Here is a 23,570-nt window from a genome sequence, read left to right on the forward strand (position 1 = left end):
CACGCGTTTTCCACTTCAAGGGAGGGCCATCGACATGGCAACGGGTATATCGACCGCGCAAGGCGCACTCTACAGGCTGCCCGGCAAGCTGGTGCTGCCGGGGCAGATCGCGGGCCGCTACATCGGCGGCGCGCTCATGGGCTTCGCCCTGGTGGCGCTCCTGTGCACGCAATATCTCGCCTTTCGCTTCGGCTACCAGGAAGCGCTCGGCAAGCCCTTCTTCGATCTGGGCGCGCACAAGGTCTACGAGCCCTTCGGCGTGTTCCGGTGGTACCAGTCGTGGGGCAAGTCGGCCGACCCGGCCATCGCGATGTATTTCCGGCACGTGATGTGGGGCGGTGCCGCGGCCGCGGCGGCGATCGCGATCTTCGCGCTCACGAAATTCAACCGGGCGCTCAGGCGCGCGGACGACGACGCGCGCGCGGATCACCTGCACGGCTCCGCGCATTGGGCCACGCCCGCGGAAGTCCACGCGACCGGGCTCATCGGCAAGGGCGCGGGCGTCTACGTGGGCGCGTGGAAGCATCCCTCGACCGGCGCCATCCGCTACCTGCGCCACGACGGGCCGGAACACGTCATGGCGTTCGCGCCGACACGCTCCGGCAAAGGCGTGGGCCTCGTGCTGCCCACGCTGCTCTCGTGGCCGCACAGCGCGCTCGTCTACGACATCAAGGGCGAGAACTGGGCACTCACGTCCGGCTGGCGCAGCCGGGAGGCCGGCAACAGGGTGCTCAAGTTCGAACCCACGGCGGCCGACGGCTCCAGCGTGCGATTCAATCCGCTCGCGCAGGTGCGGCTTCGCACGGGCAAGGAAGTCGCCGACATGCAAAACCTGATGACGATGATCGTCGACCCCGACGGCAAGGGCCTGCAGGACCATTGGCAGAAAAGCTCGCAGGCGCTGCTCGTGGGCGTCGGCCTGCACGTACTCTACGCGGAAGAAAACAAGACGCTCTCGGGCGTGGTGGAACTCCTCAGCAATCCGAACCGCACGATCAAGGAAACGCTGTCGCACATGCTCGGGACCGTGCACGACACGCAAGGCGACGGCTGGAACGAGGCGGGCGGGACGATCACCTTCACGCATCCGGTCGTCGCCGCCGTGGCGCGGGACATGATGAACAAGGCCGAGGAGGAAATGTCGAGCGTGCTCTCCACGGCCATCTCCTATCTGACGCTTTATCGCGACCCCGTCGTCGCGGCCAACACGAGCGGAGACGACTTCATGGTCCCCGACCTCATGAACCTGGAGCAGCCGGTGTCGCTCTATCTGGTCGTGCCGCCTTCGGACAAGGACCGGCTGAAGCCGCTCATCCGCCTCATCGTGAACCAGGTGGTGCGCGGCCTCACCGAGAAGATGGAGTTCGCGCAAGGCCGCAGCGTCGCGGGCTACAGGCATCGCCTGCTGCTGCTGATCGACGAGTTTCCGAGCCTGGGCAAGCTCGACGTGTTCGAGGAGTCGCTCGCGTTCATCGCCGGCTACGGCCTGAAGGCGTACCTGATCATCCAGGACATCTCGCAGCTCTGGACGGCGTACGGCAAGGACGAGAGCATCTTCTCGAACTGCCACGTGCGCCTCGCCTACGCGCCCAACAAGGTGGAGACGGCCGAGCTGCTGTCGAAGATGGTGGGCACCACCACCGTGGTGCGCGACACGCGCTCCTACTCCGGCACGAAGTTCTCGCCGAAGAAGAACGTCTCCATCGCGACGCAGGAGACGCAGCGCCCCCTGCTCTCGCCCGACGAGGTGATGCGCCTGCCCGCGGCGCGCAAGGATGCGCAGGGCAACGTGCAGGAAGCGGGCGACATGCTGGTCTTCATGGCCGGCCACGCGCCGATCTACGGCAAGCAGATCCTCTACTTCATGGACCCCGTGTTCAGCGAGCGCGCGAAAGTCCCCGCGCCCGCGGTGAGCGACCGCGTCCGCGATACGGCGGCCGCCGCATGAGAGCCGCCATGGACTGGACCCCCATGCTGGAGCAATGCGCGCCGCAGGTCGCGGCCGCGACGATGCGCGCCGTCGCGCAGGTGGAAAGCGGCTTCGATCCGCTCGCGATGCACGTGAACGGCCACTGGCGGCTCGGGCGGCGCGCACGCGACGCGGGCGAGGCGAAGGCCTGGCTGCGCTGGCTGATGGCGCGCGGCCATTCGGTGGACGTGGGTCTCATGCAGATCAACACGGCCAACTTCGCGGCGCTCGGGCTCACGCCCGACAATGCGTTCGACCCTTGCCGCAATCTCGCCGCGGGCGCGGCGCTGCTGCAGGCGGCCTACCGCCGCACTCGCGCGACCGAGTCCGATGCGCAGATCGCGCTGCGCCGCGCGGTGTCGGCGTACAACACCGGCCGCGAGGACGATGGATTTCGCAACGGCTACGTGGCGCGCGTGGTGAACGCGGCGCGCCCCACCGGAGCACGGCCATGAGCTCGGCCTGGGTGGCCGAGGCGCTGACCGCGCAGATGAACTCGCTCTCGCCGCGCATTCGGCAGGCCATCGCGAACCAGGCGCTCTTCACACCGGTCATCGTGGGCGCGCTCTCGCGGCTGCAGCAGGACCTGAAAGCGGGGCATCATGAACAGGTCCGCGAGGGCATCGCCGAACTCGACGATCTCCTGAAGCTTCGGTTCGAACCCGACTTCTCGGAGTTGCGGCACGTCTGGCTGTTCGCCGGCAAGAATGTCCGCTTCGATCTCGCGAGACTGCGGCGCAAGGTGGTCGAGGCATTCAAGGACGATCCGGTGACGGCGGCCGCCGTGACGTACGGCCTCGACCGGCTCACCGCCAATCTCTCCACCTTCGACGGCTGGCTCGCTCGGGCGCTCGATGCCCGCCTGCAGGCCGAGTCCCCGCTGGAACGGCTGCAGGCCGACCGCGAGGCGATCGAAATCATCGAAGGCTATCTGGACTTCCTTGGCACCGACTCGCTCGTGTCCGCCATCGAGAACAACCCCTTCGCGCCCGCGAACATCCAGGCGCCCTTGACGGTCACCCTGACCGCCCTCGCCGAGCGGCTCGCCTGAACACGGGCGCCGGCTCACGCGCAAAAAACCAACTTTCAGGAGGAGCAACACAGCATGGAAAAACTCGAGACACCGCAAAAGTCTCAGACCCAGGAATGGGGCGCGACCTTCAGCATGGGCGACTTGACGGCCACCGCCAGCAAGACGGTGCAGGTGCCGCAGAACGACGGCTCGTCTTCGCTGTCGCTCGCGAAGTACAAGTTCCACGAGGAGTTCAGCGACACGAAACTGGAGGAGATCAGGCACAAGGCCGAACGCGAGAGAACCCTCGTCGGGCCGGACACGGGCAGCTTCGAAAAGGTCCTCGAGGCTGCCAAGAAGACTGCGGAGTATTCGAGGGCCATGGAAAAGGGCGTGCCGGTGAAGGAGAGCCATCACCTGGTCCTCACGAAGGAAGTGCAGATCGGCCGCGGGCAGATGATGCAGCAAACGACCGAGCTCATGGATGCGGTGAAGACGTGGACGGACCGCTTCGACGAGGAGGGGCAGCGCAAGCAGTCGAGCATCGGCAAGTCCGTCGAATCCAACACCAGGCGCGATGCGAAGATGCAGGCGTGCGAGGACTTGACGGCCGGCGCGAAGATCATCCAGGCCCAGCAGCAAATGAAGATCGAGCAGGTGGCGAAGGCGAAGGATCCGCAGGAGTTCCGGCTTCTCGACGCCAAGCTTCTGCGCGAGGTCTACGGGATGCAGCCCGCCGGCGGAGGAACCTCCGAAGTGGGGCTCATCGCGGCTCCCGACAAGTCGGTGGCCTACGCCTTCAAGAGCGTCGCGGGCGAAAGCGACCAGATGGGCACGGCCAAGGGCGCGGGCGCGATCCGCGAAGTGCTCACGAGCCGTGTTGCCGATGTCATCAAGAACGGCCCGAGCCAGCTGGACTTCGGCTGGCCGGCCACGAGCTTCGCGCGCTTGTCGGGCGTGCAGGGAGGCTCGGCGGAGCTGGGCGTTCTGGTCGACGGCATCAACGGCAAGAAAATCTACGACGACGACGCCCTCGATCACGTGCGCAAGACCGGCGGGAACGTGGAACAGAAGAAGGCGGAATCCGCCGATCGTTTCGCGAAGATGCCCGCCTCGGAAATCCAGAAGGTGCTCATGTGCAACCTGGCGATGGCGCAGTTCGACATCAAGTGGGACAACGTGATCGTCGAGGAACACCCCGGCGGGCTGAAGGCGCGCCCCTATGACGGAGGCGCCGCGTTTCCGGACAAGGACACGTTCATGGACATGCAGATGGGCCGGCCCAGTATCAAGGGAGAAAAGCTGCTCTTTCTGGACATCAACACGAAACATCTCGCGGCCGATCTGTCGATGAACGATCCGCAGCTCGCGCAGATGCGCGACAAATTCCTTCTGATCGACGAAGAAGCGGTGCGCAAGGTGATGGCCGAAACGGTGAAACAGGCGGGCATCGAAGGCATTCCCGCCAACGTGGTGGCCAGTGCGCAGCAGGGCTGCGAGCTCACCCTGAAATCCATCCAGGGCATGAAGGAAGTGATCCGGTCGGACCAGAACATGACGTTGGGCACTTTCCTGCAGCGATGCGAGACCGAGGTCTTCCAGGGCATCGCCAAGGACATGAAGCAGGAGTGGCTGCAGGAAAAGAAGATGGCCTACGACCGCCTGCAGGAAAAGCACCCCGACTTGCTCAAGCCGTCGAGCGTCTTTCAGGGCGACGATCAGAAGTACATGTTCGGCAACTTCCTGAAGCCCGACGAATTCGCGAAATTCCAGAAGCTCGCCGAGTATGGCGCGCAGAACCTGGCCCAGCACAACATCGCCGTACCGCTATCGGAATTCGGAACCTGCACGGCCGCGCTGGGCCGCGTTCCCGCGGAAGTGCGGGCAGCGCACCCCGCTTTCGCGGAGAAGTCGCCGTCGCACGGTCTGACCAAGCATTGAGCCCACTGGGCGCTGGGCGCAAGCGCGATGGAGACTTCGCCGGGGAGACTTCGACACGCCTTGGGCAGGCTCAGCCTCGCGGGCGACCCGCGCGTCCTGGAAGCCGTCGCCTCATGGCATCACGGGCAATGGGCGGGGCCACGGGGCGAATCGCTGCCACAGGTGCAGGAACGGCTGCGGGAGCGGCTGCGGCGGGGCGCGGGCGAGACCTGGGTCTATCTTGCCGATGGGAAGCCCGCCGCAACCGCGAGACTCCTGCACGACGAGAACCCCATCGCGCCCGGCAACGTGCTGCTGCTCGCTGACCTTCTCGTGGCGCCCGAGTGGCGCGGGCAAGGGATTGGCCGCGCATTGTGCGCGCACATGGTCGCCCTCGCGCGGCAGGAGCGGGCCGGGCCGCTGCACGCACTCACGGTGGACCGCGTGGACTTCTTTCGAAAAGTGGGATTCAGGTGCCTTGCCGATACCGTGGTCACGGCCATCGGCCGAACCCGGGTTCTGGCGAGCTTGCTCGTGCACGATCGGTCCTGAATTCGAGCAGCCGCTCGAGCTCCGCGAGGACGAGGGACGGCTCGCTCAGTTGCGGGAAGTGGCCGCTCGACTGTGCGATCACCTGCCGGCCTTGCGAGGAAAGGCGGGCCAGGGCCTGCTGGTGCGCGCGGCGCGCCCCCGCCGCGGCGGGCGACATCAGCCACTGCGGCGGCGGCTTGCCTCCCGTGATGACCGCAAGGGGCACATCCGGAAACTCCCCCGCGCATTCCACTTCCCGCACGGTCTCGCCGATCAGCTCCACTTCGCAGTGGACATTTTCTTCGAGCATTTGCCGCGGCACGGCGATCGCGTTCGATGCGCCCTGCGCGAAGAGCGCGGCCTGCTTTTCGAGGACTTCATGGTCGCCGGGGTGCGTGGCTTCGATCAGGAGCAGTGCGCACTTCGCGCGGATGAAGGCGCGCGAACAGGTTCGCGAAGAGGCCGCCCAGGGAATGGCCCACGAGCACGTAAGGCGGCTCGAGGCCCGCATAGCGCAGCAGCTCGCGCATCGAGGCGATGACCGCGACACCCGTCTGCGGCTGCCGCGGCGCATCGCTGCCTTTCACGCCCGCGCGGTTCCACGCGAACACGGTGCCCATCGATTCGATGCGCGGATATAGCCCGCGCCAACCCTCGAGGCTCACGCCCGCGCCGTTCATGAGCACGATCGTGGACGCGCCGAAGCCGGACACGACGTAGCTCAGCCGACCCGCCTGGGTCTGAGCCACCTGGATCGGCGGCAACATGCCGAGCCGAAAGCTCATGCGGGGCCGTGCGCCACGCTCACCCGCCTCCGATGCCCACCGTAATCCGGCCAGTGCCTTCGCATTCGGGGCAGGTGCGGCCGGCGAGCATGCCGCTGCCCCCGCATGACGGGCAGACCGACTCGCCGGTTCCGGGGGCGCCCTGGGGAGCTTCGTCGCCCGGGCGCATGCCCGGCCGCGGCTTGCTCGCCTGCTCCGCGCTGGCGGGCGGGGACGCAAGATCGATCGACGCGCCGGGGTCTTCTTCCCCCGCAACGGACTGGGCCAGGTCGATGGGCTTGTCCTTGGTACTCATTGAACGATCCTAGGTCGCCCGCGCGCCACTGTGTGTAAGACAGCCGGCTCACTTTTCAAGCCCGGCAGTTGCGCCCGCTACCGGCCCCGCCACACCGGACTTCGCCTCGCGACGAACGCCTGCACGCCTTCGCGAAAATCTTCGCTCGCATAGCAGCGGCGGATCAGGTCTTCGGCCTGCGGCAGCGCCGAGCTGCGCAGACGCGCCAGCATCTCCTTGCTCACGGCCTGCGTGAAGGGCGCGAGGGCGGCGAGCTTCGCGCACATCCGATCGCTCGCGGCGTCGAGCTCGGCGGGCGCCACGACTTCGCTCACGTAGCCGCAGGCGCTCGCCTCGTCCGTGCTCAGCATGTCCGCGGCCAGCAGCATCCGCAGCGTCCGCGGCCCACCGAATGCCGCGACCAGCCTCGCGACGTTGCCGATGGACAGGCAGTTGCCGAGGGTTCGCGCAATGGGTACGCCGAATTTCGACGCGGGCGTGCACATGCGAAAGTCGCACGCCGTCGCGATTGCGAGGCCGCCGCCCACGCACCAGCCTTCGATGACGGCGACCGTCGGCATCGGCAGCGATTCGAGAAGGACCATGCCCGCTTCGATGCGGCGTTCGTATTCGACGCCGTCCTCGCCGCTTGCGAACGACTCGAATTGCGCGATGTCCGTGCCCGCGACGAAAGCTTCGCCTCCCGCGCCGCGAAAGCGCACGACGCGCACGCTGCGATCTTCACGCAAGCGCTCGCAGATCGAAGCGAGCGCTTCGTACATCGCCCAGGTCATCGCGTTGCGCGCGGCGGGACGATCGAACGTCACCGAGGCGATCGCGCCGTCGATGCGAAGGTGGACGTTTCCGTGGGTCATGGCGATGTCATGGCAATCTCTTGGCGATCTCTTGGCAATCTCTTGGCGACGGCGCCTGAAAGCTATGCCGAGAACGCGCCCCGCGCGGCGAGCTCGTCATGCGAAAGCCCGAGCTCCTCGACGATTTCCCGCGTGTGTTCGCCAAGCCGCGGCGGGTGGCGGCGCACCTGCTGCGGCGTGCCCGAAAGCTTCACCGCAAAGCCGATGTTGGAGACCTTGCCTTCCACCGGATGATCGATCTCCATGCGCATCGCGCGCGCCCGGCCGTGTTCGCTCTCGAAAGCCTCGGGGTAGGAAAGGATCGGCCCCGCGGGAATGCCGCTCGCAAGCAGCGTCCGCACCCAATGGTCCTTCGGCTTCGTCTCGAACGTGCGTTCGAGCTCGTCCTGCAGCGCCTCGCGGTTCGCAAGGCGCGAGGCGATCGCCGCGAACCGCGGATCGTCCAGCAGTTCCCGCCGATCCATGAGCGTGCAAAGTTGCGTCCACAGCTTCTGGTTGTTGGCGCCCATCACGAAGTAGCCGTCGGCGCACTTCATCGCCTGATAGGGCGCGGTCATCTTGTTGGACGTGCCGAGCGGCTTCGGCGGCGTGCCCGTGCCCCAGTAGTCGCAGATGTCCCACACCGAAAACGCCATCGCCGCGTCGAAGAGCGCGGCGTCCACGTATTGCCCCTCGCCCGTGCGCTGCGCGCCGATGTAGGCGGCGAGCGTCGCATAGATCGCGAAGAGCGCGCAGCCGATGTCCGCGACGGGCACGCCGCACTTCACCGGCGGGCCGCCGGGATAGCCCGTCACGCTCATCACGCCGGACATGGCCTGCGCCATCAGATCGAAGCCGGGGCGATCGGACCACGGCCCGCTCTGGCCGAAGCCGGAGATGCTCGTGTACACGAGCCGCGGATTCACCTGGCGCACGTCCTCGTAGCCGAGCCCGAGGCGCCTCATCGCGCCGGGCCGGTAGTTCTCGATCAGGATGTCGGCATCCTCGGCGAGCTTCAGCACGAGCTGCCGCCCGGCATCGGTCTTCAGGTTCACCGCGACGCTGCGCTTGTTGCGGTTCATGTTCAGGAAGCCGAGGCTGTCGGGCCCCTTCATGCGAAACCCCATCGAGCCGCGCGTCTGGTCGCCGCTGCCGGGCGGCTCGATCTTGATCACGTCCGCGCCGAGGTCGCCAAGGAGCATGCACGCGTACGGCCCCGCCATCACCTGGCTGATGTCGAGGACCCGCACGCCTTCGAGCGGCAGACGCTTCGCCGGGTTCTCCAAGGACGATCCCTTCATCGATAGAAAAGCTGCACCAGTCCCATCCCGGTGATGGGCACGTACGTCACGAGCGCGAGCACCGCCACGAGCACGCCGATGTACCAGACGTTCACGCGCGTCACCTGCCACACCGACGCCTTCGCGATGGAGCTCGCCACCATCAGCACGCTCGCAACCGGCGGCGTCTGCTGGCCGATGCCCAGGTTGATGGTGACGATCAGGCCGAAATGCACCGGATCGATGCCCGCGGCGCGCACGAGCGGCATCACGATGGGCACGACGAGGATGATCGCGGCCGCCGAGTGGAGGAACATGCCGAGAAAGAGAAAGAGCACATTCAGAAGCGCGAGAACGGCCCATTTGTTGCTCGTGAAGTCGGAGACGGCCTGGGCGAGCGCCTGCGGAGCCCGCACTTCGCTCAGATAGGTGCCCAGCAGCGCGCTCGTGGCGACCAGCAGCATCACGACGGCCGTCTGCACGCCGCCTTCCATCGCCGCGGCACGCAGGTGCTTCAAGTCGAGCTCGCGGTAGATCGCGACCCCGACGAAAAGCGCCGCCCCCACGGCGAGCGCCGCACCCTCGGTCGCCGTCACGATGCCGCCGAAGATGCCGCCCAGGATGATGATGGGCAGCAGGAACGCCCAGAGCGCCTCGCGGCCCGTCTTCATCACCTTGCGCAGCGAGAACGCTTCCGCGCGCGGCAGGTCGTAGCGGCGAGCGAGAAACGTCGCGGTGCCCATGAGCCCGGCCGCGCCGATCAGCCCGGGGACGATGCCCGCGACGAAGAGCTGCACCACGGACGTCTCGGCCATCACGGCGTAGAGGATCATGGGAATGGAAGGCGGGATGATGACCGCGAGCGTGGCCGCGGACGACATCGAAGCGGCCGCGAAATCGCTGGGATAGCCCTTCTCCTTCATGCCGGGGATCAGGAGCGATCCGAGCGCGGCGACATCCGCCACGGCCGAGCCCGAAATCTCGGCGAAGAAGAGCGACGCGCCGATCGAGACGTGGGCGAGCCCGCCGCGCAGCCAGCCGAAGAGCGCCGAGGCGAATGCGATCAGGCGCCGCGAAATGCCCGATGCGTTCATGATCGCGCCCGCGAGAATGAAAAGTGGGATCGCAAGCAGCGGGAAGTTGGTGGCGCCGTTGTAGATGACCACGGCCATGTTCGGCAGCGACGCCGTGCCGTGCGTCGCGAGCATCGCGGCGACCGCCACGAGGCCGAGCGATACCGCAATGGGCACGTCGATCAGCACCAGCGCGAGGACGGCGGCGAAGAGCACGAGCATCACGGCCATGGCGGCGGTCTCTCAGTGAAGCCCGTCGGCGAGCGCTGTCGCATCGGCCGCGGTGAGCGGCGCGCGCGAACCGACGAGCAAGTCCGCGAGCTCGATCGCCTCGGCCACGAGGATCAGCCCCGAGGAGACGGGTACCGCCGACTGCACGAAATTCATCGGCACCCAGGGCAGGCTCACCAGCGTGTCGCCTTCGAGCACCGGCATGATCGTGAGGCCGACATAGCCGAGCAGCGCGAAAAACGCGATGACCAGCAACTGCGCGAGGACGGCCAGCCAGCGGCGCGCGGCGGGTGGCAGCCGATCCGCGACCTCCGGGCAGCCGATGTGCGCCCGCTTCACCGAAGCGAGCGCCGAGCCGTAGAAGGTGAGCCAGGCGAGCAGCACGGATGCGACCTCGTCGTACCAGACGAGCGAGCGGCCGAGCGCACGAAAGACGACGCCGAGCATCACTTCCAGCGTGAGCGCGACCATGAGCGCGATCACCACCCACTCGAGGACGCGCCCGTAGCGGTCGCGAAACCGCAGCATCGCGTTGCCGCGCTCGGCGATTTCGGAGAGCCGCATCCCGTCGACTCCTTCAGCGGCCGAGCGCGATGGCCTTGTCGATCAGAGGCTTCGCGGCGGGCACTTCCTTCGCGAACTCGTCGTAGATCGGCTTGCTGGCCTTGATGAATGCGTCCTTGTCCACTTCGTTCACCTGCATCCCGGCTTGCTTCAGCTTCGCGAGCAGCTCGGTTTCCTGGCGCTCGGCCGTCTGGTAGATGAAGGCCTGCGTCTCGCGCGCGGTGTCCTCGAGGACCTTGCGCACGTCCGCGGGCAGCGTCGCGTATTTCTTCGAGCCCGCGATGAGATAGGCCGGCGTGTACACGTGCCCCGAGAGCGAGAGGTACTTCTGCACTTCCTGCAGCTTCGCCGACCAGATCTGCGCGAACGGGTTTTCCTGGCCGTCCATCACGCCGGTCTGCAGCGCGGTGAACAGCTCGGAGAACTTCATGGGGCTCGGGTTCGCGCCGTACTCCTGGAACATCTTCACGCGCCACTTGCCCTCGGGCACGCGCAGCTTGATGCCCTTCAGGTCCTCGGGCACGCGCACCGGATGCTTGTTGTTCGTGATGTGGCGGTAGCCGTTCTCCCAGACCGCGAGCACCTTCAGGCCCTTCTTCTCGGTCTCGGGCGCGATCACGGGCCAGAAGATCTCGCGCTCGATCTTCGCCATGTGCTTGCGGTCCTTCACCATGTAGGGCAGCTCGAAGATGCCGTAGACGTCGAGTTCGGACGTCATCACCGTGGAGGGCGCCGCGAGGTCGACCGTGCCGAGCTTGAGCTTCTGGATCAGCTCCTTGTCGCCGCCGAGCTGGCTCGAGCCGTACGTGACGACCTTCACCTTGCCCGCGAGCTTCTCGTTCACGCGCCGCGCGAACTCGTCGGCGCTCAGCTGGAAGAGCGATCCGGGCTCCCCGACGTGGCCGAGCTTCAGCTCGGTCTGCGCCGCCGCGCAAAGCGGCATGACGCACGCCGCGGTGAAGGCCGCGGCCGCGGCCATCGCAAAGAGTCTTCTCATGGCTTGTCTCCTGTCTCGTTGGACTTCGGGTACTTCATCACTCGCTCGCCGCGCGCCGCGGCGCGGCGCCTGCATGCAGCGGCAGCGGATGCTCCGCAAAGTGCGCCATGGCGGCCTGCACCCCCGAAGCCGCCAGCTTCACGCCGGCGAGCTTCAGGCCCATCTCGCAGCCGCCGAGCGCCGCCACGAGCGTGAGGTCGTTGCAGTTGCCAAGGTGCCCGATGCGAAACATGCGGCCCTTCACCTTGCCCAGGCCCGTGCCGAGCGAAAGGTCGAAGCGCTCGTGGATGAGCTTGCGCACCCGATCGGCATCGACGCCCGGCGGCATCACCACGCCGGTCAGCACGGGCGAATGCGATTGCGGCTCGACGCACTGCGTCTCGAGCCCCCATGCGGCCACGGCCGCGCGCACGGCTTCGCCCCAGCGGCGGTGACGCGCGAACGCACCCGCGAGCCCGCCGTGGGTGTCGTCGAGCAGCATGTCGCACGATTCCGCGAGCCCGTAGAGCAGATTCGTGGCGGGCGTGTAGGGAAAGTAGCCCGTCCGGTTCGCCTCCATCATCTCGTCCCAGGCCCAGAACGATTTCGGCAGCTTCGCGAAGCGGCTTGCCTCGATCGCTCTTGGCGACAGCGCGTTGAAGCTGATGCCCGGCGGCAGCATCAGACCCTTTTGCGAGCCCGCGATCGTGACGTCCGCGCCCCACTCGTCGTGCCGGTACTCGGCCGATGCGAGACCGGAAATCGAATCGACCATGAGAAGCGCCGGATGCTTCGCCGCGTCGATCGCGCGACGCACGGCGAGGATGTCGCTCGTGGCGCCCGTCGAGGTTTCGTTGTGCACGACGCACACCGCCTTGATGGCATGCTCGCGGTCGGCGGCGAGCCGCTCCTCGATGAGATGCGCCTGCACGCCGCGCCGCCAGCCTTCCACCCCGGGCAGGCCGATGCGTTCGGCCCTCAGGCCCAGGCGAGTCGCCATCCTGTGCCAGAGCGCGGCGAAGTGCCCGGTTTCGTACATCAGCACGTCATCGCCCGCGCTCATCGTGTTGGCGAGCGCGGCTTCCCACGCCCCCGTGCCGGAGGCGGGATAGATGACGACGGGATGCTTCGTCTGGAACACCTCGGCGACGCCCTTCAGCACGCGCAGGCCGAGCGCGCCGAACTCGGGCCCGCGATGATCGATGGTGGGCATGCTCATCGCCCGCAGGATGCGATCGGGCACGGGCGACGGCCCGGGAATCTGCAGGAAGTGATGTCCGGTGGGATGGAAGTCGAGCTCGAGCATGAGGCGGCGCGGCGAACGAAAACTCATTTTGTATGCAAAAAACCGGAATGGCCGCAACGGAATTTCCCTATGAAGTCTTTCGGGCTGCACGGAGTTGTATGCAAAAATCGGCCTATGTCGGCCGAGATCATCTCCATTCCGCGTGCCGGCCTGCACGAGCACGTGACGCAGGAGCTGCGCCGCATGCTGGTGGAAGGAACCATCGCGCCGGGCGCCAAGCTGAACGAGCGCGAACTCTGCGAGGCGCTCGACGTCTCGCGCACGCCGCTGCGCGAAGCGATCAAGCGGCTCGCCGCCGAGGGCCTGGTCGAGCTCGTGCCCAACCGGGGCGCGATCGCCATCGAGCTCGGCGAGGAGGACATCCGCCATACGTTCGAGGTGATGGGCGGGCTCGAAGCGCTTTCGGGCGAGCTCGCGGCCGAGCGCATCACCGACGAGGAGCTCGCGGAGCTGCGCGCGATGCACTTCGAGATGCTCGCGGCGTACACGCGCCGCGACCTGCGCGCCTACTACCGGCTCAACGCGAAGATCCACAGCGCGATCAACGCGGCCGCGAGGAACCCGGTGCTTTCCGCCACGTACGATCGCGTGAACGCGCGCCTGCAGGCACTGCGCTTTCGCTCCAACCAGGATGGAGAAAAGTGGAAGACGGCGATGCGCGAGCACGAGCTGATGGTGGACGCCCTCGCGCGCCGGGACGCGGCGGCCATGCGCCGGGTGCTGATCGCGCACCTGAAGAACAAGCTCGACGTGGTGCTGCAGCAGCTGCACTCGCGTGAAGAGCGGACCCAGAGGAAGAAGGGCACGCGCACATGAACGCACCGCTGCCCCTGCGGGTCGCGCGCGGCGCGGACGCGAACGCCTACGACCGCGTCGCGCACGCGACGCAAAGCGAGCTGGCAGGGCGGCTTGCGCAGCGCCTCGCGAGCGAGACGAAGGGCGAAGTGCTCTTCTCCGCGGCCGACCGCGGCCGCTATGCGACGGACGCCTCCATCTACCAGGTGATGCCCGTCGGCGTGTTCGTGCCACGCACGAGCGACGAAGCGCGCGCCGCGCTCGACATCTGCCGCGATCTCAAGGTGCCGGTCGTCGCCCGGGGCGCGGGCACGAGCCAGTGCGGCCAGACCGTGGGCGCCGGGCTCGTGATCGACTTCTCGAAGCACGTGCGCGCGCTGCTGGAATTCGATAGCGCCAATGCGACGGCGGTCGTGGAGCCCGGCATCGTGCTGGACCACCTGAACGCGCAGTTGAAGAAGAGCGGCCTGTGGTATCCGGTGGACGTCTCCACGAGCGCGCAGGCGACGCTGGGCGGCATGGCGGGGAACAACTCGTGCGGCAGCCGCAGCATCGCCTACGGCAACATGGTGCACAACGTGCTCGCGATCGAGGCGTGGACCTCCGACGGAGCCCATCACCGCTTCGAATCCTACGAACGCTGCGCCGGCGGCGCGCGCGAAATCGGCCGGCGCGTGAAGGACCTCGCGTCGCTGCTCGCCCCCGAGATCGACCGGCGCTGGCCGAAGGTGATGCGCCGCGTCGGCGGCTACAACCTCGACATCTTCCGCAACCAGAGCGAGCGGCCCTACACCGGCGACGGCGGCGTGAATCTCGCGCACCTGCTCGTGGGCAGCGAAGGCACGCTCGCGCTCACGAAGAACCTCACCCTCGCGCTCGCGCCGCTTGCGCGCGCGAAGGTGCTCGGGGTCGTGAACTTCCCGACCTTCTACAAGGCGATGGATACCGCGCAGCACATCGTCGCGCTCGGCGCGGAGGATCGCAGCCTCACGGCGGTGGAGCTCGTCGACCGCACGATGATCGAGCTTGCGCTGCGCAATCCCGCATTCGAATCGACCGTGCGCGCGTCGCTCATCGGCCGGCCCGATGCGCTTCTGCTGGTCGAATTCTCGGGCGACGACCGGCGATCGCTCGCGCGCAAGCTCCAGCAGCTCGAGGAGCTGATGGGAGACCGCGGCCTGCCGGGATCGGTCGTGCACCTCGTGGACGACGCCTCGCAGAAGAATCTGTGGGAAGTCCGCAAGGCCGGCCTGAACATCATGATGAGCCTGAGGGGCGACGGCAAGCCGGTGAGCTTCATCGAGGACTGCGCGGTGCCCCTGCAGCACCTTGCCGAATACACCGACGCGCTCACGCAGGTCTTCCGCCGGCACGGCACGCGGGGCACGTGGTACGCGCACGCCTCGGTCGGGACGCTGCACGTGCGGCCGATCCTCGACATGCGCAAGGACGGCGCGAGAAAGATGCGCGCCATCGCCGAGGAGGCATCGGCGCTCGTTCGCAAGTACAAGGGCGCCTACAGCGGCGAGCACGGCGACGGGCTTTGCCGCGGCGAGTGGATCGCCTGGCAGTTCGGCCCGAAGATCACGCAAGCCTTCGCCGAGATCAAGAAGCTCTTCGACCCGGAGGGGCTTCTCGCGCCGCAGCGCATCGTCGAGCCGCCGCGCATGGACGACACGCGCCTCATGCGCTTTGCGCCGTCATATCGCGTGATCCCGCTTGCGCCCGCGCTCGACTGGAGCGAATGGGACGTGCAGAACGATCCCGCCACCGAACGCACCACCCCGCCCGGCACCGGCGGGGACGCCGCGCAAGGCTTCGCCAAGGCGGTGGAGATGTGCAACAACAACGGCCACTGCCGCAAGTTCGATGCGGGCACCATGTGCCCGAGTTTTCGCGTGACGCGCGACGAGCGGCATGTCACCCGTGGGCGCGCCAACACGCTGCGTCTCGCATTGAGCGGCCAGCTCGGGCCCGACGGGCTCGCGAGCGATGCGGTGCGCGAGGCGCTCGATCTTTGCGTGAGCTGCAAGGGCTGCAAGCGCGACTGCCCGACGGGCGTGGACATGGCGCGCATGAAGGTGGAGTTCCTGCATCACGACCGCAGGAAAAACGGCTTCACGCTGCGCGATCGCCTCATCGGGCAGCTGCCCGCCTACGCGGCGACGGCGAGCCGCTTCGCATGGCTTCTCAACCTGCGCAACCGCAGTCGGCTCGTGGCGCGCATGACGCAGGCGCTGACCGGTTTGGCGGCCTCGCGCAGCCTGCCCGCCTGGCGCCGCCAGCACTTCTTCAACCGCCCGCTGCGCTCGGCCACGCGCGACGAAGTGTTCGCCGCCGAGAAGCCGGCCGTGCTTTTCGTCGACACGTTCAACGGCTTTTTCGAATCGGAAACCGCCTGGGCCGCGTTCCGGGTCCTGCGCGCGGCGGGCTACACGGTGCACGTCGCGGCGAAGGACGACGAGACGAGCGGCCATCTCTGCTGCGGCCGCACGTATCTCGCGACCGGCATGGTGGAGAAGGCGCGCGCCAGAGCGAGCGGCCTCGTGAATGCATTGCACCCGTTCGCCCGGCGCGGCATCGCGATCGTGGGGCTGGAGCCATCGTGCCTGCTCACGCTGCGCGACGAAGCGCTCGCGCTCGGCCTGGGCTCGAACGCGCAGGAAGTGGCGAAGCACGCGCTTCTCTTCGAGGAATTCCTCGCGCGCGAAGCGGCCGCGGGCCGGCTCGCGCCGCTGCAGGCGAGACTTGCCCCGGTCGGCGCGCCCGTGCTCGTGCACGGCCACTGCCATCAGAAGGCGTTCGGCGCCGTCTCGCCCGTGCTCGACGTCCTGAAGCTCATCCCCGGCTTGCAGCCGCAACTCGTCGAATCCAGTTGCTGCGGGATGGCCGGCGCCTTCGGCTACGAAGCGAGCCACGTGGAAGTTTCGATGGCGATGGCGCAACTCTCCCTGTTCCCCGCGCTCCGCGCGCAACGCGGCGCGATCGTCGTGGCCGACGGCACGAGCTGCCGCCACCAGATCCGCGACGGGCTCGGGCGCGAGGCCGTGCACGCCGCGGTGCTGCTCGCGGGGCAGCTGAAGGGGGGCTGAAGGGGAAGCCGAGTCAAGCCGCGGCGGCTTCGGTCCAGAAGGACGGCGCGGGCAGGGTCGCCCAGCGCGGGTCGCGCGTGCCGCTGAATTCCCAGCACACCGCCTCGAGCCAGTCGCGCGCGCGCGGGTCCTGCCGCTGCAGCTCGCGCAGGAAGTCCGCCTGGAATCGCTGCACGTGGCCCACGAGCTGGTCGTCTCCCTTTTGCACCACGAACTGCACGATGAGCCGCTCGCGGCCGCGCGCGTTCTGCACGAACAGAATGTGCCCGACGATCCAGTCGGACGGGATGCCGTGGCGCCGCATCGCCTCGTGCAGCACGACATGCGCGAGCGCGCGGCGGCGCTGGCTGTCGGTCTGGCGCGGCATCTTGTCGGCCGACGAGTTTCCGCCGAAATCCGAGTCGGGCGGCACCGAAGACGAGCCGGGCGGTTTCATGAGCGGGAAGTGTGCGCGAGAAACATCGTGGCGCAAGCAGGGCGTCCATTCCCGGTTACAGACGTTGCAGCGCCGCGCAATTCAGGCCTGCCTCAGGCGGCGCACGCGGGAATCGGGCGCCCCGGGGTCGGATGGCTCCGGCGCGTCCTGCCCGGTTCGGCGCCCGCGGATCACTTCGCGAATTTCGCGCTGCAGAAGTTCGCGGCGGATGCGAAGCGGCAAGGTCTCGTTGGTCCACGAGGCGCGGGCCTTCGCCTCGCGCATGCTCGTGCCGCCGTCTTTCTCATGGGTCATGCAGCCGATGTACCCTTGCCGGGCCGGCGCGGCGGTAGGACGAATTTGTCGGCGGTTGTACGGGCTGCCTTCACGCACCCGGCGCCGGAGAAAGCCGAGCGCAGTATTCGGTGAAGCGCTTGGCGTCCTGCTTGTCGAACACCTCCTGCGCGCCGAGCTTCATGCAATGCGCGCACACCGCGGGGGTCGCGTAGCTGCTGAACACGACGATGCGTCCTTCGGGGTTCGTGGCCCGGCAGCGCTGGATCACGCCCATGCCGCTGCCCTCGTCGAGGATGAGGTCGACCACGGCGAGGTCCCAACGACCCCGATGCTCCTCGAGCCACAGGAACGCTTCGGCTTCGGAGGCGGCGGTACCCACGAGGGCGAGGCCGCCCATGCTGCTGAACAGGTCCGCGAGGAGCGCTCCCATGCGCTGGTGATCCTCGACAAGAAAGACACGCAGGTCCACGGCAGGCACAGCTCGGCAAAGCCCTATTGGGTACTCCTGCGGCGACGGGCGTCTGTAGGACAGCTGCGCTTTCCGAGCAACGGCGCCAAAATGCGACATGGTCACTGCCCTCATCCGCGCCGCCCTCCCCTCGGACGAACCGGTCTGGCGCGCGCTCTGGCGCGGCTATTGCGACTTCTACTCCGTGCCTCTGCCGCCCGAGGCGACTCAGCGCACCTGGCAGCGCATCCTCGATCCGGATTCCGCGGTGATGTGCATCGTGGCCGAGATCGATGGCCGCGTTCGCGGCTTCGCGAATTGCGTGGTGCACGAGAACACCTGGGAAACCCAGCCCGTGTGCTACCTGGAAGACCTCTTCGTCGCCGAGGAAGCGCGCCGCCACGGCGTGGGCTCGGCGCTCATCGAGTGGCTGCGCAACGCGATGCGCGCGGAAGGCTGGGCGCGCATCTACTGGATGACCCGCGAGGACAACACGCGGGCGCGGCGCCTTTACGACCGCTTCACCCAGGCCGATGGGTTCGTGCGATACGTGCTGCGCCCGGCTACGGCGCCGGCGCAGTAAGCATTCGCGCTGCGAGCGTTCGCGCTCGATGCGACAGGCGAGCTGCGAATCACGCGGCGGCAGGCTCTTCGGTGCGCGAGGGAAGACGGAAAGTGAACGTGGTCCAGCCGCCGGGGATCGACTCCGCGGCGACGCGCCCGCCGTGGCGCGCAACGATGCGCTTCACGATCGCGAGCCCGACGCCCGTGCCCGGGAACTCCTCTTGCTTGTGCAGGCGCTGGAACAAGCCGAACAGCTTGCCGGCATACGCGGAGTCGAAGCCCGCGCCGTTGTCGCGCACCCGAATCTCGACTTCATCCTCAACTCGCAAGCCTTCGATCCGCACGCGCGGCTCGGCGGCGCCCGCGGAAAACTTGAGCGCGTTGCCCACGAGATTGGAAAACACCTGCCGGATCAGCGTCGGATCGCCCTGCACGCACGGCAGCGGTTCGATTTCGATAACGGTGGAGGCATACGCGGCGCCGAGTTCGTCCACCACGCCCGAGGCGATCGCATGCAGGTCGACCTCGACGCGGCGCGGCTGGGCGCGCTCCGCGCGCGAGCACGCGAGGATGTCGTTGATCATGCCGTTCATGGTGCGCGCGCCCTGCACCACCCGCTCGAGGCGGTGCCGCCCCTGCTGCGACAGGGAAGCGGCCTCGCCGCGCTGCAGGGCCTCCGCGAATCCCGCGATCGCGTGCAGCGGCGCCTGAAGGTCGTGCGACAGCGTGTAGTTGAACGCATGCAGTTCGCCGACCGCGTCCTGCAGATCGGCGTTGCGGCGCGCGAGTTCGTCGCGCGTGCGCTTGAGCTCGATCTGCGTGCGCACGCGCGCCCGGATGATCGTGGCGGGCGCGGGCTTGCCGATGAAGTCGGCCGCGCCGAGCGCGAGGCCCGCGAGTTCGTCGTCCGTATCCTGCAGGCTGCTCAGGAAGATGACCGGCAGGCCGCGCGTGCGCTCGTCGGCCCGAAGCGCATCCAGCACGGCGTAGCCGTCCATGCCCGGCATCATCACGTCGAGCAGCACGAGATCGGGCAGCGACTTGGCAATGAGCGCGAGCGCCCGCTCGCCGCTCGTTGCCACCCGCACGCGGTATTCGCTCGCGAGCGCTTGTCCGACGAGGTCGAGGCACTCGGGCGAATCGTCGACGACCAGCACCGTGGCCCGCGTATCGGGCGCGCAGGCGGCGCTCACAGCGAAGCCTCCGCGACGGGGCCGCTCAATCTCCTGAGGACCGCCAGCGCGCGTTCGTGATCGTGCTCGCGCAGCGCGGCCCCGATCTCGTCGGCCGCGCCGCCCCAGGCCGCGCGAAACACGCCGGCCACGTCGCGCCATTGCCGCTCGGCCGACCAGTCGCCCGAAGCCAGCAGCAGCTCGAGGCTTTCGGCCTCGCGCGCGAGCTGCGCTTCATCGCTCTGGCCGCCGGCTTCTTCGGCCATGGATTCGCAAGGCGGCAGGCGATCGTGCAGCGCCGCCACGAGGTGCACGATCTCGTACTGCAGATCGAAGGCCGCAAGCCGCAGCCGCTCGACCGGCGCACTCTCCAGGATCGCGCGTTCGAGCGACAGCGCGAGCCGCCGCACGACGTGCGCGCCGACCGCGGCCGCCGCACCCTTGAACGAATGCACCATGAGCCTCGCCTGAGCGAGGCGCCGGGCCGCGAGCGCCGCGTCGAGTTGAGGCAGCCCGTCCGCCTGGTGGCCGACGAAGCTGCGCAGCAGCCTGAGGTAGGCGGCTTCGTCGCCGTCCACGAGTTCCAGGCCCTGCAGCGCATCGAACCCGTCGATGCCCGCGAGGCGGTCCACGAGGCGAGCCGGCAGGGCCGCATCGGGCTGCGGCACCGGCGTCGCGGCGGCCGGCAGCCAGCGCCCGATCGCATCGCGCAGCCGCTTCGTGCTCACCGGCTTGGCGATGTGGTCGTTCATCCCCGCTTCGAGGCAGGCCGCGCGAGTCTCACCGAACGCGTCGGCCGTGAGAGCGAGGATGGGAACGGTTTCGTAGCCCTCGATGCCACGCATCCGCCGCGCGGCTTCGAAGCCGTCCATGACGGGCATGTGCAGGTCCATCAGCACGAGCCCATAGCGGCACTCGCGCGCCCGCGCGAGCGCCTGCTCGCCGTCGGCCGCGAGGTCGGGCTGCAGCCCCAGGCGCTGCAGCACGGCTACTGCGACTTCCTGGTTGAAGCGGTTGTCCTCGACGACCAGGATGCGCGAGCCGGCCTGCACGGGTGGCGCGTCCTCCGCGCGAGCCGCCGGCATGCTCGCGATGGCACCGGCCGCGCGTCGCGCCAGGCTCGCCTCGTCGCAGCGCTCGAGCCTCGCGCTGAACCAGAACGTGCTGCCCACGCCCTCGCGGCTCGCGACACCGGCGCTGCCGCCCATCAGCTCGGCCAGTCGGCGGGTGAGCGCGAGTCCGAGGCCCGAGCCGCCGAAGCGGCGCGTGGTGGACACGTCGGCCTGCTCGAATGCCGTGAAAAGGCGCGGCTGCACGTCCTCGGCGATACCGATGCCCGTGTCCCGCACCTCGAACCGGAGCTCGGGGCCCGAGGCGTGTTCGGCGACCGTCGTCACGCGCAGTCGCACGCTGCCGTGTTCGGTGAACTTCACCGCGTTGCCGAGAAGGTTGAGCAGTGCCTGCGACAGGCGGGTCGCGTCGCCGACGAGCGCGGGAGGGGCGCCGTCGGTGTCGCACTCGAGCACGAGCCCCTTCGCCTGCGCCGCTTCGGCCACCAGCATCCGCGTCTGCGCGACCAACTCGCCGAGCGAGAACGGCTCGTGCGCGAGCGTGAGCTTGCCCGACTCGATCTTGGAGAGGTCCAGCACGTCGTTGATCAGCTGAAGCAGGTAGTTGCCCGCCTGCGCGATGTTGTCCAGGCGCGGGTCGCACGCGCCGTCGGCGACCTCCCCGCGCATGAGGTCCGTGAAGCCCAGGATGGCATTCATCGGGGTGCGCATCTCGTGGCTCATGTTCGCGAGGAACGCGCTCTTCGCGCGGCTCGCGGCCTGAGCGCGATCGCGCTGCGCGAGCAGCGCTTCGTTGGCGCGCTGCAAGGCCACTTCGGCGCGGCGCAGCTCGGTCACTTCGATCGCGAGCACGAAAAACCCCTGCACGTCGCCGTCGACCCGGTCGGGAATCAGGCTCACCCAGACGTCGACGTTCGAGCCGTCGAGCTCGAGCGTCTTCGGGTAGTCCACGCGCTCGCCCCGGAGCGCCTGCTCGGAGACTGGCCGGACCGACTCGTACATCTCGGCGCCCATCAGCTCCGACGCATGCAGCCCGACCGCCTCGTAGGGTTCCTTGCCGAAACGCCTGGCATACGAGCGGTTGGAGAATCGGCAGCGCATCCCGGCGTCCCAGTAGGCGATGAGCGCCGGCACGTTGTTGGTCATCGTCCGCACGAACCGTTCGCGGTCGGCGAGGCGTTCGTTGCTTTCCTCGAGCATGGCGGTGCGTTCGCGCACCTGGTCTTCCAGACCCGCGCGATACCGCGCGAGTTCCGCTTCGCTGCGCTTGAGCCTCGTGATGTCGGTGTGCACGGCGACCGCGCCGCCGCCTTCTGCCTTGAGCGGCGTCACGTTGAGCATGAACCAGCGCGTGTCGTCGCCCACGTCGCAGGCGTATTCCATCGTGAACGCGCCCACGCGCCCGCGCAGCACGGCGAGCACGCCCGCCCAGGCGCGCACGGCCTCGGCGCCGGGCGCGCAAGCGAGCGACCCCACATAGTTGGAGCCCACGGCGCAGCGCGGCATCGCGCCGCAACCGGCCGAGCGCCCTTCTTTCAGGAACGCATGCCAAGCCGCGTTCGCGCGCGTGACGACGCCCTCGGCGTCGAGCACCGCGATGTGGTCGAGCACCGAATCGCCCACCGCCTGGACGGTCGCGGCGGCATCGCGCAGTTCCCGCTGCGCGCGGCGCGCGGCGGTGGTGTCGTGCAGGATGGCGAAGACCCCGGCGACGTTGCCGTCGGGCCCGCGCAGCGGAGCCTTGGAGGTCTCGAAAATGCGCCGCCCCTGCCCGGTCTCGATCTCGTGCTCGTAGCGGATCGGCTCGCCCGAGATGATCACCCGCTGGTCGGAATTGCGCATGCGCGCGGCGTCGTCGGGGCGCAAGACCTCCGTGTCGAGACGGCCGATCACGTCTTGCTGCGCGATGCCCAGGCACTGCGCCGCGGCCCGGTTGAACATCATGTAGCGGCCCTGCAGGTCCGTCGCGTACATCGGATCGCCCGAGTTGTCGGTGAACGACTGGATGAGAGCGAGGACCTCGAGCCGCTGCGCCTGCTCGCGGCCGAGCGCCCTTTGCAGCTGAAGCCGGTGACGCTGCATCAGCATGTAGGCCCCGAGGGCCAGCGTGAGCAATGCGCCCAGCGCGAAGATGGCGCTCAGCGAAGCCGCGTGCCAGGCGTCCTCGTAGAACGACTCCATCGAAATCTCGCTGGCGAGCATCCAGCGCGTGCCTTCGATCGGCTGCGCGAATGCCGCATGCGAGCGCGATTCGTCCATGGCGGCAGCCCCTGTCTGCGCCACCGCGCGCGCGAGGGCGGCCGACGCCTCGCCGGGTCGCGAGTCCGCCATGTGGGATTGCACGATCGGCTGTCCGTCCGCGCGGAAAAGCACTGTCGCGCCGTGCGCCCCCGGCAGAGGCCATTCTCGGATCATCGGCAGCAGCGCCTGCCGGGGATCGAAGCGCAGGACGAGCGCGAAGCGCGGGCCTCGTGCCTCGGCAGCCAGCGGTGCCGCGAAGTCCACGCGCTCCGATGCGAATTCCGCCGAGGCCGGCTCCAGGAGCGCCGGCGAGTTGCCCTTCAGCACGGACGGCAGCGCCAGGCCCAGGTCACGCGCGACCTGAGGCCGAGCGCCAGCCGATGCGACGACCCCCCCGTCCGCATCGGTCACCATCACGCAAGCCGCACCGCTTGACTTCTGCAGGGTCTGCAAAGCCGCGGCGAGCCGGACGATCGCCGGGACTTCGCCCGCGTCGGCCGCCGCCGCCAGCTCGCCGAGCGAGCTTTCGGCCGCGCCGCGCGCCTGGGCCTTGCGTTCGCGCACCCAAGCGGCGACCTGTTCCGCGCGGACGCCGGCGGCCGCCTGCACGCGTTCGGCGGCGAAGCCGCCCTGCTCGTCGTATTCGCCACGCATGGATGCGTATGTGAACGCAATGGCGAGTGCCGCGGCCAAGGCGAAGC

The 23,570-nt window shown here is 68.3% G+C and carries 22 protein-coding genes; 8 read left to right on the forward strand and 14 right to left on the reverse strand.

The window, feature by feature from the left end; genetic code table 11:
• Nucleotides 1-34 precede the first annotated feature (34 nt).
• Genes VHA82_RS03180 through VHA82_RS03200 form a run of 5 tightly spaced genes read left to right on the forward strand, consistent with a single transcriptional unit; the run spans nucleotide 35 to nucleotide 5,453 of the window.
• Nucleotides 35-1,948 (forward strand): type IV secretory system conjugative DNA transfer family protein, encoded by a 1,914-nt coding sequence (locus VHA82_RS03180; protein WP_325540202.1) that lies wholly within the window; start codon nucleotides 35-37, stop codon nucleotides 1,946-1,948.
• Between the two features lie 8 nt (nucleotides 1,949-1,956).
• Nucleotides 1,957-2,424: a lytic transglycosylase domain-containing protein gene (locus VHA82_RS03185; protein ID WP_325540204.1), complete on the forward strand. Its 468-nt coding sequence runs from the start codon at nucleotides 1,957-1,959 to the stop codon at nucleotides 2,422-2,424.
• Nucleotides 2,421-3,020 (forward strand): hypothetical protein, encoded by a 600-nt coding sequence (locus VHA82_RS03190; protein WP_325540206.1) that lies wholly within the window; start codon nucleotides 2,421-2,423, stop codon nucleotides 3,018-3,020. Before VHA82_RS03185 ends, VHA82_RS03190 begins: the two co-directional genes overlap by 4 nt.
• Nucleotides 3,021-3,074: 54 nt before the next feature.
• Nucleotides 3,075-4,922: a hypothetical protein gene (locus VHA82_RS03195; protein ID WP_325540208.1), complete on the forward strand. Its 1,848-nt coding sequence runs from the start codon at nucleotides 3,075-3,077 to the stop codon at nucleotides 4,920-4,922.
• Nucleotides 4,923-4,949: 27 nt separating this feature from the next.
• The gene (locus VHA82_RS03200) at nucleotides 4,950-5,453 is read left to right on the forward strand and encodes a GNAT family N-acetyltransferase (protein ID WP_325540210.1); all 504 of its coding nucleotides are present in this window, start codon (nucleotides 4,950-4,952) and stop codon (nucleotides 5,451-5,453) included.
• On the opposite strand, the gene VHA82_RS03205 is transcribed toward VHA82_RS03200, so the two are convergent.
• The 9 genes from VHA82_RS03205 to VHA82_RS03245 form a co-directional block, all read right to left on the reverse strand.
• Entirely contained in the window at nucleotides 5,395-5,742 is a 348-nt protein-coding gene (locus tag VHA82_RS03205) for a hypothetical protein (RefSeq protein ID WP_325540212.1), read from the reverse strand. The two genes, VHA82_RS03200 and VHA82_RS03205, sit on opposite strands and share 59 nt — an antisense overlap.
• 67 nt (nucleotides 5,743-5,809) lie before the next feature.
• On the reverse strand, nucleotides 5,810-6,217 hold the full coding sequence (locus VHA82_RS03210) for an alpha/beta hydrolase (RefSeq protein WP_325540214.1): 408 nt from the start codon (nucleotides 6,215-6,217) through the stop codon (nucleotides 5,810-5,812).
• 19 nt (nucleotides 6,218-6,236) lie between these two features.
• A complete protein-coding gene (locus VHA82_RS03215; RefSeq protein ID WP_325540216.1) occupies nucleotides 6,237-6,512 on the reverse strand; it encodes a hypothetical protein in 276 nt (91 codons plus the stop codon).
• 77 nt (nucleotides 6,513-6,589) lie between these two features.
• Nucleotides 6,590-7,366 (reverse strand): enoyl-CoA hydratase/isomerase family protein, encoded by a 777-nt coding sequence (locus tag VHA82_RS03220; protein WP_325540218.1) that lies wholly within the window; start codon nucleotides 7,364-7,366, stop codon nucleotides 6,590-6,592.
• Between the two features lie 62 nt (nucleotides 7,367-7,428).
• The gene (locus tag VHA82_RS03225; protein ID WP_325540220.1) at nucleotides 7,429-8,646 is read right to left on the reverse strand and encodes a CoA transferase; all 1,218 of its coding nucleotides are present in this window, start codon (nucleotides 8,644-8,646) and stop codon (nucleotides 7,429-7,431) included.
• The gene (locus tag VHA82_RS03230) at nucleotides 8,643-9,929 is read right to left on the reverse strand and encodes a TRAP transporter large permease (RefSeq protein WP_325540222.1); all 1,287 of its coding nucleotides are present in this window, start codon (nucleotides 9,927-9,929) and stop codon (nucleotides 8,643-8,645) included. The genes VHA82_RS03225 and VHA82_RS03230 overlap by 4 nt, the downstream gene beginning before the upstream one ends.
• Nucleotides 9,930-9,941: 12 nt before the next feature.
• Entirely contained in the window at nucleotides 9,942-10,493 is a 552-nt protein-coding gene (locus tag VHA82_RS03235) for a TRAP transporter small permease (protein WP_325540224.1), read from the reverse strand.
• A 13-nt stretch (nucleotides 10,494-10,506) separates the two neighbouring features.
• Nucleotides 10,507-11,490 (reverse strand): TRAP transporter substrate-binding protein, encoded by a 984-nt coding sequence (locus tag VHA82_RS03240; RefSeq protein WP_325540226.1) that lies wholly within the window; start codon nucleotides 11,488-11,490, stop codon nucleotides 10,507-10,509.
• 37 nt (nucleotides 11,491-11,527) lie between these two features.
• Complete coding sequence (locus tag VHA82_RS03245; protein WP_325540341.1) at nucleotides 11,528-12,775, reverse strand: pyridoxal-phosphate-dependent aminotransferase family protein; 1,248 nt, start codon at nucleotides 12,773-12,775, stop codon at nucleotides 11,528-11,530.
• 114 nt (nucleotides 12,776-12,889) lie between these two features.
• Here VHA82_RS03245 and VHA82_RS03250 point away from each other — a divergent pair, with 114 nt between their 5' ends.
• Nucleotides 12,890-13,591, forward strand: coding sequence for a GntR family transcriptional regulator (locus tag VHA82_RS03250; protein WP_325540228.1), 702 nt, complete (start codon nucleotides 12,890-12,892; stop codon nucleotides 13,589-13,591).
• Nucleotides 13,588-16,662: an FAD-binding and (Fe-S)-binding domain-containing protein gene (locus VHA82_RS03255; RefSeq protein WP_325540230.1), complete on the forward strand. Its 3,075-nt coding sequence runs from the start codon at nucleotides 13,588-13,590 to the stop codon at nucleotides 16,660-16,662. Before VHA82_RS03250 ends, VHA82_RS03255 begins: the two co-directional genes overlap by 4 nt.
• A 13-nt stretch (nucleotides 16,663-16,675) precedes the next feature.
• On the opposite strand, the gene VHA82_RS03260 is transcribed toward VHA82_RS03255, so the two are convergent.
• The 3 genes from VHA82_RS03260 to VHA82_RS03270 all read right to left on the reverse strand — a co-directional run bounded on the left by VHA82_RS03260 (nucleotide 16,676) and on the right by VHA82_RS03270 (nucleotide 17,843).
• Complete coding sequence (locus VHA82_RS03260; protein ID WP_325540232.1) at nucleotides 16,676-17,098, reverse strand: hypothetical protein; 423 nt, start codon at nucleotides 17,096-17,098, stop codon at nucleotides 16,676-16,678.
• An 81-nt stretch (nucleotides 17,099-17,179) separates the two neighbouring features.
• Nucleotides 17,180-17,392: a hypothetical protein gene (locus VHA82_RS03265; RefSeq protein WP_325540234.1), complete on the reverse strand. Its 213-nt coding sequence runs from the start codon at nucleotides 17,390-17,392 to the stop codon at nucleotides 17,180-17,182.
• Between the two features lie 70 nt (nucleotides 17,393-17,462).
• Nucleotides 17,463-17,843, reverse strand: coding sequence for a response regulator (locus VHA82_RS03270; protein WP_325540236.1), 381 nt, complete (start codon nucleotides 17,841-17,843; stop codon nucleotides 17,463-17,465).
• 97 nt (nucleotides 17,844-17,940) lie between these two features.
• On the opposite strand from VHA82_RS03270, the gene VHA82_RS03275 reads away from it, so the two are divergent.
• Nucleotides 17,941-18,405 carry a GNAT family N-acetyltransferase gene (locus VHA82_RS03275; RefSeq protein WP_325540237.1) on the forward strand — a complete coding sequence of 155 codons (465 nt, stop codon included), beginning with the start codon at nucleotides 17,941-17,943 and terminating at the stop codon, nucleotides 18,403-18,405.
• 49 nt (nucleotides 18,406-18,454) lie between these two features.
• Here the strand turns inward: VHA82_RS03275 and VHA82_RS03280 are convergent, their stop codons facing one another.
• On the reverse strand, nucleotides 18,455-19,579 hold the full coding sequence (locus VHA82_RS03280) for a sensor histidine kinase (RefSeq protein WP_325540238.1): 1,125 nt from the start codon (nucleotides 19,577-19,579) through the stop codon (nucleotides 18,455-18,457).
• Entirely contained in the window at nucleotides 19,576-23,523 is a 3,948-nt protein-coding gene (locus VHA82_RS03285) for a PAS domain-containing protein (RefSeq protein ID WP_325540240.1), read from the reverse strand. The genes VHA82_RS03280 and VHA82_RS03285 overlap by 4 nt, the downstream gene beginning before the upstream one ends.
• Nucleotides 23,524-23,570 lie beyond the last annotated feature (47 nt).

The organism is Ramlibacter sp., assembly GCF_035548915.1.
Classification (GTDB): Bacteria; Pseudomonadota; Gammaproteobacteria; order Burkholderiales; family Burkholderiaceae_C; genus Ramlibacter.

What these genes read in the sequence shown, in the direction of transcription:
- VHA82_RS03180 (WP_325540202.1), top strand. Translation starts at nt 35, where the DNA reads ATGGCAACGGGTATATCGACCGCGCAAGGCGCACTCTACAGGCTGCCC.
- VHA82_RS03185 (WP_325540204.1), top strand. Translation starts at nt 1,957, where the DNA reads ATGGACTGGACCCCCATGCTGGAGCAATGCGCGCCGCAGGTCGCGGCC.
- VHA82_RS03190 (WP_325540206.1), top strand. Translation starts at nt 2,421, where the DNA reads ATGAGCTCGGCCTGGGTGGCCGAGGCGCTGACCGCGCAGATGAACTCG.
- VHA82_RS03195 (WP_325540208.1), top strand. Translation starts at nt 3,075, where the DNA reads ATGGAAAAACTCGAGACACCGCAAAAGTCTCAGACCCAGGAATGGGGC.
- VHA82_RS03200 (WP_325540210.1), top strand. Translation starts at nt 4,950, where the DNA reads ATGGAGACTTCGCCGGGGAGACTTCGACACGCCTTGGGCAGGCTCAGC.
- VHA82_RS03205 (WP_325540212.1), bottom strand. Translation starts at nt 5,742, where the DNA reads ATGCTCGAAGAAAATGTCCACTGCGAAGTGGAGCTGATCGGCGAGACC.
- VHA82_RS03210 (WP_325540214.1), bottom strand. Translation starts at nt 6,217, where the DNA reads ATGAGCTTTCGGCTCGGCATGTTGCCGCCGATCCAGGTGGCTCAGACC.
- VHA82_RS03215 (WP_325540216.1), bottom strand. Translation starts at nt 6,512, where the DNA reads ATGAGTACCAAGGACAAGCCCATCGACCTGGCCCAGTCCGTTGCGGGG.
- VHA82_RS03220 (WP_325540218.1), bottom strand. Translation starts at nt 7,366, where the DNA reads ATGACCCACGGAAACGTCCACCTTCGCATCGACGGCGCGATCGCCTCG.
- VHA82_RS03225 (WP_325540220.1), bottom strand. Translation starts at nt 8,646, where the DNA reads ATGAAGGGATCGTCCTTGGAGAACCCGGCGAAGCGTCTGCCGCTCGAA.
- VHA82_RS03230 (WP_325540222.1), bottom strand. Translation starts at nt 9,929, where the DNA reads ATGGCCGTGATGCTCGTGCTCTTCGCCGCCGTCCTCGCGCTGGTGCTG.
- VHA82_RS03235 (WP_325540224.1), bottom strand. Translation starts at nt 10,493, where the DNA reads ATGCGGCTCTCCGAAATCGCCGAGCGCGGCAACGCGATGCTGCGGTTT.
- VHA82_RS03240 (WP_325540226.1), bottom strand. Translation starts at nt 11,490, where the DNA reads ATGAGAAGACTCTTTGCGATGGCCGCGGCCGCGGCCTTCACCGCGGCG.
- VHA82_RS03245 (WP_325540341.1), bottom strand. Translation starts at nt 12,775, where the DNA reads ATGCTCGAGCTCGACTTCCATCCCACCGGACATCACTTCCTGCAGATT.
- VHA82_RS03250 (WP_325540228.1), top strand. Translation starts at nt 12,890, where the DNA reads ATGTCGGCCGAGATCATCTCCATTCCGCGTGCCGGCCTGCACGAGCAC.
- VHA82_RS03255 (WP_325540230.1), top strand. Translation starts at nt 13,588, where the DNA reads ATGAACGCACCGCTGCCCCTGCGGGTCGCGCGCGGCGCGGACGCGAAC.
- VHA82_RS03260 (WP_325540232.1), bottom strand. Translation starts at nt 17,098, where the DNA reads ATGAAACCGCCCGGCTCGTCTTCGGTGCCGCCCGACTCGGATTTCGGC.
- VHA82_RS03265 (WP_325540234.1), bottom strand. Translation starts at nt 17,392, where the DNA reads ATGACCCATGAGAAAGACGGCGGCACGAGCATGCGCGAGGCGAAGGCC.
- VHA82_RS03275 (WP_325540237.1), top strand. Translation starts at nt 17,941, where the DNA reads ATGGTCACTGCCCTCATCCGCGCCGCCCTCCCCTCGGACGAACCGGTC.
- VHA82_RS03285 (WP_325540240.1), bottom strand. Translation starts at nt 23,523, where the DNA reads ATGCGTGGCGAATACGACGAGCAGGGCGGCTTCGCCGCCGAACGCGTG.